Annotated in this window: 13 protein-coding genes; 2 read left to right on the plus strand and 11 right to left on the minus strand. The window is 46.7% G+C overall.

The annotated features are described in order from the left end of the window. Window positions 1–14: 14 nt before the first annotated feature. From DW743_RS13465 to DW743_RS13485, 5 genes are all read right to left on the minus strand, one after another. A complete protein-coding gene (locus tag DW743_RS13465; protein WP_022461301.1) occupies window positions 15–1,331 on the minus strand; it encodes a GHKL domain-containing protein in 1,317 nt (438 codons plus the stop codon). Then, entirely contained in the window at window positions 1,328–2,044 is a 717-nt protein-coding gene (locus DW743_RS13470) for a LytR/AlgR family response regulator transcription factor (protein WP_022461302.1), read from the minus strand. The genes DW743_RS13465 and DW743_RS13470 overlap by 4 nt, the downstream gene beginning before the upstream one ends. A 244-nt stretch (window positions 2,045–2,288) precedes the next feature. Next, window positions 2,289–4,142 carry an ABC transporter ATP-binding protein gene (locus tag DW743_RS13475; RefSeq protein ID WP_117761864.1) on the minus strand — a complete coding sequence of 618 codons (1,854 nt, stop codon included), beginning with the start codon at window positions 4,140–4,142 and terminating at the stop codon, window positions 2,289–2,291. Beyond that, the gene (locus DW743_RS13480) at window positions 4,135–6,456 is read right to left on the minus strand and encodes an ABC transporter ATP-binding protein (RefSeq protein ID WP_117761865.1); all 2,322 of its coding nucleotides are present in this window, start codon (window positions 6,454–6,456) and stop codon (window positions 4,135–4,137) included. The genes DW743_RS13475 and DW743_RS13480 overlap by 8 nt, the downstream gene beginning before the upstream one ends. 44 nt (window positions 6,457–6,500) lie before the next feature. Next, window positions 6,501–6,947: a MarR family winged helix-turn-helix transcriptional regulator gene (locus tag DW743_RS13485; protein ID WP_022461451.1), complete on the minus strand. Its 447-nt coding sequence runs from the start codon at window positions 6,945–6,947 to the stop codon at window positions 6,501–6,503. A 201-nt stretch (window positions 6,948–7,148) separates the two neighbouring features. Here DW743_RS13485 and DW743_RS13490 point away from each other — a divergent pair, with 201 nt between their 5' ends. Continuing rightward, window positions 7,149–7,844: a hypothetical protein gene (locus DW743_RS13490; protein WP_117761866.1), complete on the plus strand. Its 696-nt coding sequence runs from the start codon at window positions 7,149–7,151 to the stop codon at window positions 7,842–7,844. Window positions 7,845–7,918: 74 nt separating this feature from the next. Here DW743_RS13490 and DW743_RS13495 read toward each other — a convergent pair whose 3' ends face one another. Continuing rightward, the gene (locus DW743_RS13495; protein ID WP_117761867.1) at window positions 7,919–8,857 is read right to left on the minus strand and encodes an AraC family transcriptional regulator; all 939 of its coding nucleotides are present in this window, start codon (window positions 8,855–8,857) and stop codon (window positions 7,919–7,921) included. Window positions 8,858–9,064: 207 nt separating this feature from the next. Here DW743_RS13495 and DW743_RS13500 point away from each other — a divergent pair, with 207 nt between their 5' ends. Further along, window positions 9,065–10,249 carry an MFS transporter gene (locus DW743_RS13500; protein ID WP_022461454.1) on the plus strand — a complete coding sequence of 395 codons (1,185 nt, stop codon included), beginning with the start codon at window positions 9,065–9,067 and terminating at the stop codon, window positions 10,247–10,249. A gap of 62 nt (window positions 10,250–10,311) precedes the next feature. On the opposite strand, the gene DW743_RS13505 is transcribed toward DW743_RS13500, so the two are convergent. The 5 genes from DW743_RS13505 to DW743_RS13530 form a co-directional block, all read right to left on the minus strand. Next, window positions 10,312–11,766 (minus strand): serpin family protein, encoded by a 1,455-nt coding sequence (locus DW743_RS13505; protein WP_117761868.1) that lies wholly within the window; start codon window positions 11,764–11,766, stop codon window positions 10,312–10,314. Continuing rightward, window positions 11,763–12,323 carry an RNA polymerase sigma factor gene (locus DW743_RS13510; RefSeq protein ID WP_117761869.1) on the minus strand — a complete coding sequence of 187 codons (561 nt, stop codon included), beginning with the start codon at window positions 12,321–12,323 and terminating at the stop codon, window positions 11,763–11,765. The genes DW743_RS13505 and DW743_RS13510 overlap by 4 nt, the downstream gene beginning before the upstream one ends. Before the next feature lie 126 nt (window positions 12,324–12,449). Continuing rightward, window positions 12,450–14,132, minus strand: coding sequence for a phospho-sugar mutase (locus tag DW743_RS13515; protein WP_117761870.1), 1,683 nt, complete (start codon window positions 14,130–14,132; stop codon window positions 12,450–12,452). Window positions 14,133–14,351: 219 nt separating this feature from the next. Continuing rightward, window positions 14,352–15,020, minus strand: coding sequence for an SGNH/GDSL hydrolase family protein (locus DW743_RS13520; RefSeq protein ID WP_117761871.1), 669 nt, complete (start codon window positions 15,018–15,020; stop codon window positions 14,352–14,354). A 177-nt stretch (window positions 15,021–15,197) separates the two neighbouring features. Then, entirely contained in the window at window positions 15,198–16,229 is a 1,032-nt protein-coding gene (locus DW743_RS13530; protein ID WP_243004585.1) for a TRAP transporter substrate-binding protein, read from the minus strand. Between the last annotated feature and the right edge of the window lie 6 nt (window positions 16,230–16,235).

The following is a 16,235-nucleotide window of genomic DNA, read 5'->3' on the forward strand; positions in this document are numbered from 1 at the left end:
TATTACGTTTTATCTTATTTTATCGGAAATACTGCCTCTGCGCAAAACAAATCTCCTGTCTCATAATACTTTAACGCGCCACCTACCTTTTGCATCGTCCGTTTTACACTTTTGTGCCCAATCCCGTGGCTGCTTGTATCTTTCTTCGTCGTATTCAAACTTGAATTTTCATTTAAAACAGATTTTTCTATTTTGTTTTGAATCTCCAACCGAAGATATCCCATTTTTTCCTCTACAAAAATTATAATTTCTTTCTTCTCTGTAACTTTCCGCTCTGCTTCAATCGCATTATCCATGAGATTTCCAAACACAGAGCAAAATTCCAAATCATCAATTCCTTCCATTTTGCTCAGAATCGTACACTTCACATCTACTTTTTCACTTCTCGCAAGAGTAATTTTTGTATTAATCATAGAATCCACATAACTGTTTCCTGTCTGAATTAGTGTCTGCACATCTTCAATTTTCTGATTAATTTTTTCCCATACCTTTACCATTTCCGACTGCGGCATGGTCTCCATTGCCTCTTGCAGAGGTAAAAGATAATTTTTCAAATCATGTTTAAATTCTCGTAATTCTTCATTACTTCTCTTAATAATTTCCATACTTTCCTTTGAATATTTCTCTTTTTCTTTCATCAGTTCATATTCTAGCTTTGTTTGATTATCCTTGCTCATTTGCTGTACTATAAAGTACATAATCAGGCACATCAGCCAGATACAGCATACGCACAGCAAAATCCATTTCTGTTCCTGCATCTGCACACTTGGCAGATCTCTTACTACCAAAATAATAGTATTTCCCGCAATAATTGAGAAAACAAGGTTGCATCCCATGACAATCCATTGCCAGCTTATCAGATTCTCTCGTTCAAACAAAAGACTATTTAGTAATTTACCAACAAAAAAATAAGAAATTTTTGATAATAGCATGATCGCAATTCTTACTGTATCCTGATCTTGAATAAACGATGCAACACTTTCTTGAAGGATAAAACTGCCGCCGAAAAGGATCGCTGTGTTTACCATCATCAATACTGCTCTCGCAACTACCGCTGCAGTAACCTTTCTCAGAACACTTCCCTGTGTACCCACCATCAAATAGACAAAAAGCCAAATCAATGTGATCCACATTTCCCACCTGTCATATAACGCAGGATACTTTTCCAACGCAGGAAAGATTAGCCCAAATAGCACTGCAATTCCCCACAAAATTTTACCTTTTTTCCCTTTGGGTTTCTGCTGCATAAAATCCATGCAGAATTCCAACAAAAGTATGTTTTCCCAAACAGAAATTGCAAGTTCAAAAACCTTCCAAAATGTTGCACTCATTCCATCACCACTCCCATAATTTTCATTCGAACCTGATTCAGATAATTTCTGCTGACAGGAATGCTTTTCCCGTTCAATAGCAGAAGTTCTTTTTCGCGCAACCGATATACATAGTTCATGTTAACCAAATATCCTTTATGTGTCCTTACAAATTTATGCGCTTCTAGTTTTTTCTCCGCTTCTGACATTTTCATTCTTACACGAATCGCCTCATCCCTCGTATCTTTTTCCCGATAGAAAAGCAGATAGTTCTTCTCGCTCTCCACAAACCAGATATCACGCAATGCAAGTTTTACACTCTGACGCCCTGTCTGCAGTTCTATTTGGGGAACTTTCTTTCCTGCCTTTTTCTGCAGTTCCAGCAACTGCGGCTCCAGTTCCTCATCCAGATGTGCCTTGCGGATAAAAAAGAATGGATGATACACCAATGACTGAAACACCAGATCATCCTTATTCGATACAAACACAATACAACATTCTCTGTTCCACTTTTTCAGATACGATGCAACCTCAAATCCATTCACTTCCGGCATATCGATATCAATAAAAAAAACAGAAATCTCATCAAGATTTTTGATTCCTTCCAGCATCTCCTTCGCAGATACGTAGCACTCCATTTTCACTGCAATCTTATGTTTCTGACATAAACCTCGAATTCTGATTTCCAGTTTATTTAAAAACACTTTATCATCATCACATAAAATTAAATTCATTATTTTCCCCCGTGCTTCTTATCGAAGATTCTACTTCTCAATAGCATACCAAATTTTTTCTTTTCTCTCAAGTAACCTGGGATAACATGAATGATCTGGGACAAACATCAGATCATTCTGCTCTGAGAGCTTTTTTGCCTGACGGGAAAATGTAACGAGATTTTCCCTCGAAAAAAAACAACACCTGAACCGTTTTGCCAACTCAGGTGTTGTTACAATAAATTTATATCGCCCGCAAAGGCTGTTACGCAACTATATCCTCAAACTGCGAATTGTAAAGGTTTGCATAGAACCCATTCTTCGCAAGCAGTTCTTCATGGTTGCCCTGCTCGATGATATCTCCGTCCTTCATGACAAGAATCAGATCCGCATCACGAATCGTGGACAGCCGATGGGCAATGACAAAGCTTGTTCTACCCTTCATCAGGTTATCCATTGCTTTCTGGATCTCGATCTCTGTTCTGGTATCAACGGATGAGGTCGCCTCATCGAGAATCAGGATCTTATTGTCTGCAAGAATTGCTCTTGCGATCGTCAGAAGCTGTTTCTGTCCCTGGGATACATTGCTTGCATCCTCATTCAGCTCCATCTGGTAGCCGCCCGGCAGGGTCTGAATGAAATGGTGTGCCCGCGCAGCCTTCGCCGCTGCAATAACCTCCTCATCCGTGGCATCGAGCCGGCCGTAGCGGATATTTTCCATGATACTGCCCTTGAACAGCCACGTATCCTGCAGCACCATACCAAAGGCATCGCGAAGCTCTCTGCGGTTGAAATCCCTGATATTGTGGTCATCCAGAAGAATGGCTCCGCTGTTTACATCATAATAACGCATCAGCAGCTTAACCATTGTCGTTTTTCCTGCTCCAGTCGGGCCGACAATGGCAATTTTCTGACCCGGTTTTACCTTCGCACAGAAATCATGGATGATGATCTGATCCGGATTGTATCCGAACTGTACATGGTCAAAGGTTACTGCTCCTGTTACCGTCTCAATGTCCGCCGGATTTTCCGTGGTCTGATCCTCTTCCTCTTCGTTCAGGAATTCAAAGACACGCTCGGATGCCGCCGACATCGACTGTACCATGTTGATAACCTGCGCAATCTGCTGGATCGGCTGGGTAAAGTTTTTCACATACTGGATAAATGCCTGGATATCACCGATCGTGATCACGTTTTTGATCGCCAGAAGTCCGCCGGTCAATGCCACGCAGGCGTAGCCTAAATTTCCGACAAACATCATAATCGGCTGCATCATACCGGATAAAAACTGGGATTTCCATGCGGAATCGTAAAGAATATTGTTGGTTTTTTCAAACTCTTCGATCGTATCCTTCTCGCGGTTGAATGCCTTGATGACGAGATGGCCGCCGTAAACCTCCTCAACCTGTCCATTGATGTGACCCAGATATTCCTGCTGGTCACGGAAGAATTTCTGGGATTTCTTCGTCACCAGTCCGATCAGCCCCATAGAAATTGGCAGGATCACAAGTGCGATCAGCGTCATCAGCGGAGAGATACTCAGCATCATGATCAGAACGCCGACCAGCGTTGCCACGGATGTGATGATTGTGGTAATGCTCTGGTTCAGTCCCTGACCCAGTGTGTCGACATCGTTGGTAATACGTGAGAGCACTTCGCCATAGGTGCGGCTCTCAAAATATTTCATCGGCATGCGGTTGATTTTCTCCGAGATTTCCTTCCGGAGACGATAGCATACCTTCTGGGTAGCGCCGGTCATAATCCAGCCCTGGATGAAGCTGAACAGGGCGCTCATCAGATACAGGCCAAGGGTAAACAGCAGAATTTTTCCGATTTTTGTAAAGTCAATGCTGCCTGTCCCTCTGATTTTCTCCATCAGTCCCTCGGACAGTGCGGTCGTAGCTTTTCCGAGAATCTTTGGTCCGGCAACGTTGAACACCGTTGAGCATGCGGCACAGATCATAACGATAAAAATCGCAATTTTATATTTTCCGATGTACTGGGCGAGCTGTTTGATCGATTTTTTCAGATCTTTCGGCTTCTCGCCCGGCTGCATGCCGCGGCCCATCCGTCCCATCGGTCCTCTTTTGCGCGGCTGCTGGTTCATTTCATTACTCATGGTCAGCCACCTCACTTTCCTTCAGTCCAAGCTCTTTCTCTGACAGCTGGGATTTCGCAATCTCCTGGTAAACCTCGCAGCTTCTCAGCAGTTCCTCATGCGTACCTTTTCCGACTACTTTTCCGTCATCGAGCACCAGAATCTGCTCCGCATGGAGAATCGTGCTGATCCGCTGTGCCACGATGATCACGGTGCTGTCTTTGACATTCTCCGCCAGTGCTTTTCGAAGCGCCGCATCCGTTTTCAGGTCAAGTGCAGAAAAACTGTCGTCGAAAATAAAGATTTTCGGGTCTTTTGCAATCGCACGCGCAATCGCCAGACGCTGTTTCTGTCCGCCGGATACGTTCGTTCCGCCCTGTGCAATCGCGGTTTCGTATTTGTCATCTTTTGCCTCGATAAACTCGGTTGCCTGCGCAATTGCGGCTGCCTTTTCGATCTCCGCATCCGTCGCATCGTCTTTTCCGAAGCGCAGGTTGGATGCGATCGTTCCCGAGAACAGCACACCTTTCTGCGGCACGAAACCGATCTCATCGCGCAGATCCTTCATCGTAATGTTTCGAATATCTTTTCCGTCGAGCGTAATCTTTCCGCCCGTCACATCATAGAGACGTGGGATCAGGTTGACCAGCGTCGATTTACCGCAGCCGGTGCTTCCGATGATCGCCGTCGTCTTGCCAGGCTCGGCAACGAAGTCGATGTCATGCAGCACATCCTCCTCGGCGCCCGGATAACGGAAGTTGACGTGATCGAAGCGGACAACTCCGTTGTGAACCTCCAGCTGCTCCGGATTTTTGACATCCTGAATGGAGGATTCTGTCTGAATGACTTCATCGATACGGCCGGCGGCAACAGCGGCACGCGGCAGCATGATTGACATCATTGTCAGCATCAGGAAAGACATGACGATCATCATGGCGTAGGTAATAAATGCAGTCATTGCACCGACCTGCATCGTGCCGGCATCGATTTTATGTGCACCGACCCATACGATTCCGACGGTCAGCACGTTCATAATCATCATCATACCAGGCATCATAAAGGTCATGACGCGGTTGGTGAACAGGGTTGTTTTGGTCAGTTCCTTATTCGCACCGTCGAAGCGCTCTTCCTCTTTGTCCTCTCTTCCGAACGCACGGATGACAGAGAGTCCGGTCAGGATTTCACGCGATACGAGGTTGATGTTGTCGACCAGTTTCTGCATCAGCTTGAATTTCGGCATCGCAAGGGAGACAAGCAGCATCACGTAGCCGAGAATGACGATGATCGCAAGAACAATGATCCATTCCATACCGGCTCCCGTTTTCATGACTTTCAGCACACCGCCGATGCCAAGGATCGGAGCGTAGGCAATCATTCGCAGCACCATGACGGAGACCATCTGGATCTGCTGGATATCGTTCGTGCTTCGGGTAATCAGCGATGCGGTGGAGAACTGATCCATCTCCGCATTGGAGAATCCGACAACCCGTTTGAATACTTTTTCGCGCAGATCGCGGCCGATTCCGGCGCCGACGCGGGAGGCAAACAGTCCGACGAGAACAGTTACCACACCCATCAGGAGTGCCATGCCGACCATCTTGAGGCCTGCGGTCAGAAGGTACGTTTTCTGAATCTGGTCTACATCGAGGCCCGCCGCTTTGTCTGCGGAAACTGCATACGCAATGCCCATCGATTTTACCAGGGAGCTTCCCATCGTATCAAGCGTTTTTTCCATGCTGTCGCGCATCGAGAGCACGGTGTCTTTATCCATCTGTCCGCTCTCGAGCATCGCTGCAAAGATTGGACGGACATCCACACAGGTGACTTTGACTTTGTTTCCATCGTCATCCTCTTTTTCCTGCTGGAAACTCTTCAGCTCCACATGCATCATCTCGCCGATCTGCTCAATCGTCATGTTTTCAAACACCGACGCATCCTGACCGGTCTGCTGTGCCATGAGTTGTTTAAAGGTATCCTCCTCCATCGCACCCATCTGGTAATTCATCAGCAGTGCAACGGTCAGTGTATCGTCTGCTTCATCAAGTTCTTTTTCAGAAGCTTTGTTCCGTTCATAATAGCCGTCCTTTTTCGTATAGAGGCTTTCCCATAAATCCACCTCATCATCCGTCATGATAAACTCGGCCGTCTGAAATTCTTCCTCTGTGATTCGTTTCGGTGTAACGTGCTCAACACCGCTGTTCTGAATGCCCACATCGATGATATCAGATGTGTACGACGGGAGCGACAGGTCGCACCACGCCTGGACAAACAGAAGCACAAGAATCACGAGAATCGATTTCCAGTACGGGATCATGTTCTTGAAAATCTTACTCATTTTTTCCCCTTTCTGTCTTTTTTGTGTACCAGCTTGCCGGCACACTAATTCTGTCGTTTTCGGGTGTCAATTTCTTTTTCTGCGATCTCATAGATACGATCCAGATAAGCAACCAGCTGATCTATATCCTCTTCCTTTAACTGTGACATCACAGAGCAGCCAAAGTCCTGCATTCTGTCCCGTACCTCTTCCCCCTTTTTCCAGCCCTTCTCTGTCAGACTGATATATGTATTCCTGCGGTCTTTTTTGTCAACGCTCCGCTCTACATATCCTTTTTCCTCCAATCCGCGCAGTGTGCGCGACACAGCCGGCGGAAGTGTTTTGGTCTTCGCCGCCAGCTCTGAGCTTGTAATTTTTCCGTTTTCTCCCATTTGCAAAATCGCACCCATAACGGAAAATTCGGAACTGCTGAGTCCCGGAATCAGGTCTGATACGTTCAGTTTTTTAAACTGGTGCACCGCACGAAACAGTTTTTCAAATGCATCTTTCATGTTTTCCCCCTCCTTTTGCCGCAAATGCTTAACAGTGTTATTTATTTACGCGTGTTAAATAATAACACCGGCAAATTTCTATGTCAAGAAATCTGCCGGTGTTTATGTTTTTTTTAGAATTTACGCCACTCAAATAGAATTTGACAAACGCTGCCATTTTGTTTAGATTAGAAGCAAATACGAAAGGACACCTTCATTCCCATGCCAGGTTTTATTTTACATCTTACCGCAGCCCAAATGCTGTTAAAGCACCTCCCGTCCCACCCGGATTTTCCATATCCGATTTCATCGGTAAATGATTTTCTAATCGGAAATCTTCTGCCGGATGCGACGCAGCAGAAAGAATCCTCCCATTTCCGCGATCCGCTTTACCGCGAAAAAATGATGGTATTCCCGGATCTTACACGGTTTACAGCGAAATACCGTTCACTTCTGCCAGATTCGAGCGCACTGGGATATTATTTTCATCTTTATATTGACCGGAAATTTTTTAAGGATTTCATTCCGCAGATTGTGGAATTTTATAATGCGGATGGGGAAATTACAGATATGAGAGATGAGATTGCAACGGTTTATATCAAAAAATCGCGGACATCCATTCCTTTTTCCAGATATCTCACGGAGGAGTATTATTACGGGGACTATACCAAAATGAATACCTATCTTGTCAACCGCTATTGCATCCCACTCGATCTCGATCCTAACGTCACGAACCCTGGAATCGCAGAAATTCAGTACGAGGATGTCCAGCAGGTACTCGATCTCCTGCACCGCTTCCTCTCCGTCCCGCCGGAGGCTGCGCAAGATTTGAAGGTCTTTCCGCTTGAAGAACTGCTTGCGGCATTGGAACAATATGTAGAAGAGTTTTTGGCTGTGCCGAATAAGTATATTCCATAATTTTCCATTTAAAAAGGAGCAGAACCCACACCAGATTCCGCTCCTTTTTCAGAATGTAATTTTTCCGTTTCCTCTTACACTACATCTTGAACGATCCATTCTCTGTCATCCGTATCCATTTGTTTTTTTCTTCGATATTCCGTTGGTGTCCTCCCATAATATTTCTTAAATGTCTTGCAAAAATAATCCATATTTTCAAATCCCGTCTCGCCGGAAATTACAGTTATCTTTTTCTCCGTCGTGGCCAGAAGCTTTGCAGCCTCCTGCAGACGATACTTCACCAGATAATGCACCGGCGTATCGTGAAGATATCTTCGGAACAGATTCAATGCCGTACTCTTGCTCACCATAGCCTGCCCGGCAATATCCTCCAAGGTAAGATTCTGTCGGAAATTTTGATGAATATATTGCATCATCAGCTGTGTTCTTCCCTGTGAGGATGCCGTATTTTCTCTTTTTTTCTGCAGCACTTCCGAATCCATGTGCAAATAAAGCAAGTGCCACAATTCCTGCGTCAGAAATAAAGTAACCAGTTCCCGGTCTTTGTCTGATTCCTGCGCTTTGAGAATTTTCTGCATGAGCTCCAGTGCTTCTGCCTGCCATTTTATTTCCCTGCAAAAGACAATGCAGTCCACCTTACACGCCTGTATCGGTGCAATGTATTTTTTGTAAATCAGGCTGCCTGCCGGAGCGAGAAATGTCGGTTTCAGAACGAAATTTGGCACAATCGCATGGCCTTCAGAAAAATAGCGATGCAAAATCTTTGAGTTAATAAAAATGCCCGTTCCCTGTCCCAGTGAAAACTGCTTTTCGCCAACCCAGAAGGTTGCTGTTCCCTCCTGTACAAAAACAAACTCAAACTCCACATGCCAGTGCCATTCTACACAATGAAAATCAAACAACGCAAGATCGTCGTAATACAATTGAAACGGATACTCACTGTTTCCATGCTGTATCGTTTCCATCATGCTTTCATCCGTTTGGATCTTGTTATAAAATGTATTAAATTCCATCTTTCCCCGCCTCCGTTTTTCAGGCACGCCCCTCTCTATTTTACGATATTATACAATAAACAGACGATATATTCCAGTGAAAGCGACACTATTTTACGTTATTATACAAAAAGAATCGTTGTCGCTCCATGGAACACGGTGAACGGCAACGAAACGAACACTACGGCCGCAGCAGTTCTGCCATTTTTAAAAACGGAGTATATCACTATGAAAAAGAACTACCACAAAACCTTAATTGCCTGTTATCTTGGATTTATCACGCAGGCAATTTCTGCAAATTTTGCACCTTTACTATTTCTTACCTTTCACAGAACTTACCATATTTCTCTTGGAAAAATTGCGTTTATCTCGACAATATTCTTTTTCACACAACTTCTTGTCGATTTGTTCTGTGCCAGATATGTCGATAAAATCGGTTATCGCAGGTGTGTCGTTGCTTCTGAGATTCTTTCCGCCTGCGGCCTGATTGGACTTGCCTTTCTGCCCAATATTCTGCCAAATGCCTATGCAGGAATTTTGCTCAGTGCCATGATCTATGCCGCCGGAAGCGGACTGATTGAGGTTCTTGTCAGCCCAATCGTAGAAGCTTGTCCGTTTGACAATAAGGACAGCGTTATGAGTCTGCTTCATTCCTTTTACTGCTGGGGGTCTGTAGGCGTCATCTTACTCTCCACTGCTTTTTTGGCAGTTTTTGGTATGGAACGCTGGCCGATCCTCGCATGTATCTGGGCTGTACTTCCACTGTACAATACGTTTAATTTTCTTTCCTGCCCGATTGAATCACTGACCGGAAGCGAAGAAGGACTTACCATTCGTCAGCTGTGCCGTCTTCCCATTTTCTGGATTTCCCTTGTTCTTATGGTCTGCGCCGGAGCAAGCGAGATTTCGATGGCGCAATGGGCTTCCGCTTATGCCGAGTCTGCATTAGGTCTCTCAAAAAGCATTGGAGACATTGCAGGACCGTGCCTGTTTGCTGTGATGATGGGCATCAGCAGAACCTTCTATGGTAAATACGGGGAAAAAATTGACTTAACAAAATTCATGATCGCATCCGGTACACTTTGCCTGATCTGTTATCTGGCTGCAGCTCTCGCACCATATCCTCTTTTAAATCTTATAGGCTGCGTTGTGTGTGGTTTCTCCGTAGGAATTATGTGGCCGGGAACCATCAGTATTTCATCCTCTAAAATTCCACTCGGCGGAACTGCACTGTTCGCACTTCTCGCCATGGCCGGAGATATGGGTGGTTCCATTGGCCCATTTGTTATTGGATTTGTCACACAAAACACCGGCGACGATCTGAAGGCAGGTATGCTGGCCGGCTGCATTTTCCCTGCTGTACTGATTTTATCTGTTTTTCTGCTCCGACAAAGGAACGCAGAGCAAAAATAAGCACAAAAGAGATACCGTAACGTGTCTCAGACACAGGAGCCGGACAGTCCGACTCCTTTTTTTCATGTCTCTGCAATATTTCTCACAACTCCCGAAAACAGAATCGATCCGTCCTGCCCCGTGACAAGAAACAGAAATGGACGATCCAGTACGAAGTCGATTTCGTCGTCCGGTATTTCTGCTGCGGTTTCTGAAATGCCGAGTTCTGTATACGCTGCTCCGGTTACTCCGTTTTCGTCGATTTCAAGCGTGGCGGCATGATCTGCTTTGCTCAGGTATAAATTCTCTTTGTCCCCTGTTAATGGACTGAAATCTGCCAGATCCGTATCCAGCGCATCCGTTACACCTAGTGCGCGCACCGTTTCGATCAGGTCTGTTTTTTCCGATACTTTAAATTTAGGAACAGACAGGTTCACCATAGGGGAATACCAGTTATCACTGCTTTCATCCCGCCGTATAACCTTCATCAGATCCGGCGATGATACCAGTTCATTGACATCGGTATTTTCATCCGGAAGCAGGAAATACATGGAGCCGCTGTCCTGAAGGCTAAGGCTGACTGCACGGAAATGTTCGCCCTGGTAGACATCCATCCATTCCGTTTTTTTCATCATGTCCACAGTGGTATCTCCCGCAGCTCCGTGGAAGGTTTCCTTCTCTGTATCTACTTCCCAGAAATTTTCCCTCCACATCGCCTTATAATAGATGGTTGATACCAGTTCAAATACCGTTTCCGGGGCAATCGCCATGTCTTTCGTATATTCCCTCAAAAGTCCGCCGGTATTATCATCCGTCCACGTCCGCAATGCCTGATTCATCTCTTCCGATCCAGGTGTTCCTCTGAATGTCGATGCATAGTACTGTTCCGCCAGCCGCTGCAGCGTTGTGTCATTGTATGTTTCCTCACCATCCAGCCACAGCGAATTTGCCAACACACTTTTCAGCGCGGGCGTGTCTGCATAATTGCTTTTCCAGAGCGAAGAAATATTTTTCCGTAAGGTGTCCATATCCTGCGCACCAAGCATATCCAGAATCTGCTGCCGCGTATTTCCATCCGAAGTTTCCGCCAGCATCGCAAACGCGATATACAGATTGATCGGCGAGCAGACGGTATTTTCATTATCGGAAACCAGCATCTGTTCCATCAGTTTCTGATAATACGCATCCATTCCCGACTGCAGTTCCGCTGATTTTGTCGTCAGTTCCCTGTAGGAATTCCACCAGTCCCAGTGCGCATCACTTTCCATAAATTCCTGTGCATCCATCGTCTGCGCCACAGATGCCGGATAAGCTGCCATAACCGTCTTTAGCCCCGACGGGTAACGGACTGCCGAACTCTCCTGTCCATTTCTCCATGTCGTAACCCCCAGCACAGCCCCGCCGATGATCACCGCGCAGGCTGCCGCGGCCGTCCATTTTTTCCATGCAGCCCCTTGGGAACGCTGATAGTCCCGCGCCTTTTTCACCATAGCAGGATCCAGGTCACTCAGTGTTTCAAACAGTTCTTCTTTCTTCATACTTCGAACCCCCTTTCCGTCAAGTGTGTGTGCAGTTTCCCACGGATCCGGTTCAGCGTAACTGAAACATAGTTTTCGCTTCTGCCCAGACGATCCGCGATTTCACCGATACTGTCTACATACCAGTACCGCAGGACAAACATGCATCGTTTCTCCTCCGGCAGCTTCTGCAGAAACTGATTGATCTCCGCGATCAGTTCTTTCATCTCCCACTGCCGCTCAATATCATCTTTCCCCGAAACACATTCTTCCAGCTCGTCCAATACTGCATCCATCTGACTTCCTCCGCGTTTTTTGCGATGCATTTTTCTATACAGATCAAATGAAAGATTTCTTGTTATCTTTCCAAGAAATGTCGATAACAGAGACGGCCGGTGCGGCGGCATGGCATTCCACGCATGAAGCCAGGTGTCATTGACACATTCTTCTGCATCCGCCGGATTCTTCAGAATATTCTGTGCAATAGATGTACAGTATGCACCATATTTCATCGAGGATTCGCTGATCGCGGCTTCATCTCTGTCCCAATACAGCAGGACAATTCTTTCATCTTCCATATGGAACTTCCCCCTTTCATCTATCATCACGCTGTTCTGCAGAAAATCTTACACTTTTCGAAAAAAAATTCAGGTTCGAAAAAGGGCGCAGCCGAAGCCACGCCCTTCTATTCTTTTTTGTTTTCTTTATGCCAGAATCGGTTTTAAAGCCTCTGCGAGTTTTTCTTTCTCAGCTTCTGCCTCTGCCAGATCCTTACCAAGTGTTGTGTAGTATACTTTGATCTTCGGCTCTGTTCCGGACGGGCGGACGATGACGGTTTCACCGTTTGCCAGTTTGTAGATCAGAACGTTTGCGGATGGGAGTCCGGTCTCTTCTGGTTTCTCGTAATCGGTTACTTTGACAACAGTGGAACCTGCGATCTCGGTCAGCGGCTGTTTTCTGAGGCCATCCATGATGCCGGCCATCTTGTCCATGCCGCTCAGGCCCGGGAACTCGAAGCTGTCTACTTTGTTCAGATAACGGCCATACTCAGCATAGATCTCTTCCAGTCTCTGTTTCAGGGAACTTCCGATGCTTCTGTAGTAAGCTGCCATCTCGCAGATCAGCATGGAGCCGATGACTGCGTCTTTATCTCTTACGTACGGTCCTGCCAGGTATCCGTAGCTCTCCTCGAATCCGAAGATGAAGCGGTCTACTTCGCCGCCTGCCTCAAGGTTTGCAATCTGATCGCCGATCCATTTGAATCCGGTCAGAACGCTGCGGAGCTCTACGCCATAGTGTTCTGCAACTGCATCTGCCAACGGTGTGGACACGATGGATTTTACAGCAACTGGTTTCTCCGGCATGGTGCCTTTCTCGATGCGGCCTGCGCAGATGTAGTCGAGAAGCAGAACGCCGACTTCATTTCCGGTTACCAGCTCATAACTTCCATCCGGGCATTTCATGGCGATACCAACGCGGTCTGCATCCGGGTCGGTTGCCAGCATCAGGTCTGCGCCGGTCTCTTTTGCAAGATCCAGGCCTTTTTCCAGTGCAGCAAAGATTTCCGGGTTCGGATAGCTGCAGGTGGTGAAGTATCCGTTCGGATACTCCTGCTCCGGAACGATGGTGATATCAGTGATGCCGATGTCTTTTAATACACGGGTGACCGGTACAAGACCAGATCCGTTCAGCGGGCTGTAAACGAGTTTCAGTCCAGCGGTCTTGCAGAGGCCTGGACGAACCTGACGGGATTCGATGGCTTCGTACAGTGCATTCTTGCAGTCATCGCCGACGAAACGGATCAGTCCCTCTTCTACTCCCTGTGCAAACGGCATATATTTTACGCCGGTCAGGATATCGGTTTTCTGAATCTCTGCGTATACGATTGCTGCAGCATCATCGGTCATCTGGCATCCGTCCGGGCCGTAGGCTTTGTAGCCGTTGTATTTTGCCGGGTTGTGGGATGCAGTTACCATGATACCTGCATTGCAGTTATAGTAACGGGTTGCAAAGGAAAGTGCCGGTACCGGCATCAGTGCATCGTAAATTCTAACTTTGATTCCGTTTGCAGCCAGAACGCCTGCTGCTGTTTTTGCGAAAACATCGCTCTTGATACGGCTGTCATAGCTAATGGCTACGGTCTGGTTTCCGCCCTGTGTTTTTACCCAGTTTGCAAGGCCCTGTGTTGCCTGACGCACTACATAGATATTCATACGGTTTGTTCCTGCGCCAAGTACACCACGAAGTCCTGCGGTTCCGAATTTCAGAGATACAGCAAAACGGTCCTTGATCTCCTCATCGTTTCCTTCAATCCGTGCCAGCTCCGGGTTCAGGTCTGCGTCTTCCAGGTCAGCTTCCAGCCATCTCTTATACTCTTCCAGATACATGTGTTTATCTCTCCTGTTCTCTTTTATTTTATGTCCTGCTATGTAATGTCCATCCTAATGCAAGCATAAGTACACTATAGTCATAATATACCATAGCCAGCCCAAAACAGCAATTAAATTTGGTCATTTAAGCAGAATTTTACCGTTCTTTTTCTCTTTTTTTCGACTGTATCGGCTGTTTTCAGACAGAACAGGAGCAAAACAGATTTATCAGCCTTTTTATTCCTCTCCCGGTCTGTGATGATAATCAAATCCACATTTTTCCAGAAATGCCCGAGCGATTACCGTCGCACCGATCTGGTTCGGATGGATTCTGTCCCAGGCGATGTAGGAAGAATGGCGGTACTGGAAATAATCATTGAATACGGCCTGCAGGTCGATGAAGCGGCAGCCGTATTTTTCAGCCAGCTCACTGCAGATGGCCCCGTAGGTGTCCATGCGTTTTCTCATCCAGTCCTCTCCATTTGGCTCCATGTAGTATGGGGTCATAAGGAAAATACCTTTTACGTTGTCTTTTACGGAAAGAATCATCTTTTCGACGTTGAAACGGTACTCCTCCGGGGATACCTGCTCGTCCGGGATAGCCGGGCTGTCGAACTGTCTCCAGACATCGTTGATACCGATGCAGATGGAAACCCAGTCCGGTTTCAGAGATACCACATCGCGGTCAAATCTCTGCAGCAGATCGCGGCTTGTGTTTCCGCCAATACCGGAGTTTGTCACACGCAGATACACCTCCGGGTAAAATGCCGCAAGCATATTCTCGACGATTCTGACATAACTCTTTCCAACATTTTCAAATAAACCTTCCCCCACCGGCTGTGCGCTCTCCATATCCGTTACGGAATCTCCTGCAAATACAATCCGGTCCATGTGTTCAAAAATCATTTCTGTACCTCCTCTGGTCCTAATTTTTTAAATCTTCTGAGCCCCATTATAGTCTTGCCGTTTCGACTGTGCAAGGCAATCTTTGCGAATCCCCCCCCACTTGGCGGACGCAAAAATTCCCGGCGGCAAAGCGTCGTTTTTTGTGCCTTGCTGTCGGGAATTTCATCTTTCTTTTTCTTACTCAATGCCATCCATATAAGCATTGTAAATTGCCGGATCAATATTCTCCTCAATCGACTTATACACGCTCTTCGATGCCTCTCGGATCTCCGCTCTTGTCTGGTCATCGAGTGTCAGAATCTTCGTTCCGCTCTCCTCGATTGTCGCGATCTTGTCGGCGATACGGGCATCGGACTGCTCTCTTGCGTACTCGGTCGCAATCTTTGCGGCCTCTGTCATGATCTCCTGCTCGTCTGCAGGCAGATCCTTGAAGAAATCGTCGTTGACAATCAGGGAAATCAGATGCGGCAGATGGTTCGTTTCCACTACGTAATCCTGCTGCTCATACAGATTATTCGAAACGATGACCTCATACGGGTTCTCCTGCGCATCAATCGTGTGCTGCTGCAGGCCGATGTAAACCTCACTGAAGCTCATCGGCGTCGGGTTGGCACCGATGGCTTTCCAGAATGCCAGATGGTAGCTGTTCTCCATGGTACGGATCTTCTGGCCCTTGAAATCCGAAAAGCTGTAAACCGGCTTATTCGTACTCATGACACGAAATCCCTGATCCGCCATACCGAGCAGGTGATAGCCGCCCTCTGTGTAAACATTGCTGATCAGCTCGTAAAACTCCGGATTATCAATCTTCTCACGGCATTCATCAAGAGAATCAAACACACACGGCAAATCAAACACAGCAAGATCACCCATAAAGGAAACCTGCGGTGCCGTATTCTGTACGACAAACGGAATATCACCATCGGCACACGTTTCAAGCAGATCGCGGTCGCCGCCGAGCGTTGAGTTTGCGTAAACCTGAATTTTCATCCTTCCATCGCTCAGCTCTGAAATCTCTTCCGCAAACTTCTCAGCGAAGATCTGCGTTACCGTGTCCTCCGGGCTCGCCGTTGCCAGCGGCCAGGAATAGCGCTGTGTCGTCTCTCCATCGGAAGAGCCGCAGCCGGCAAGCGATGCGCCAAGCGCAATGACAGCGGCAAGTGCCGTCACTTTTCGGAAAAGCTTTTTCTTTTTTGTCATCTTTTTCATCGTCCT

This window comes from Blautia sp. AM28-27 (assembly GCF_003480905.1).
In the GTDB taxonomy this organism is placed as follows: Bacteria; Bacillota; Clostridia; order Lachnospirales; family Lachnospiraceae; genus Fusicatenibacter; species Fusicatenibacter saccharivorans.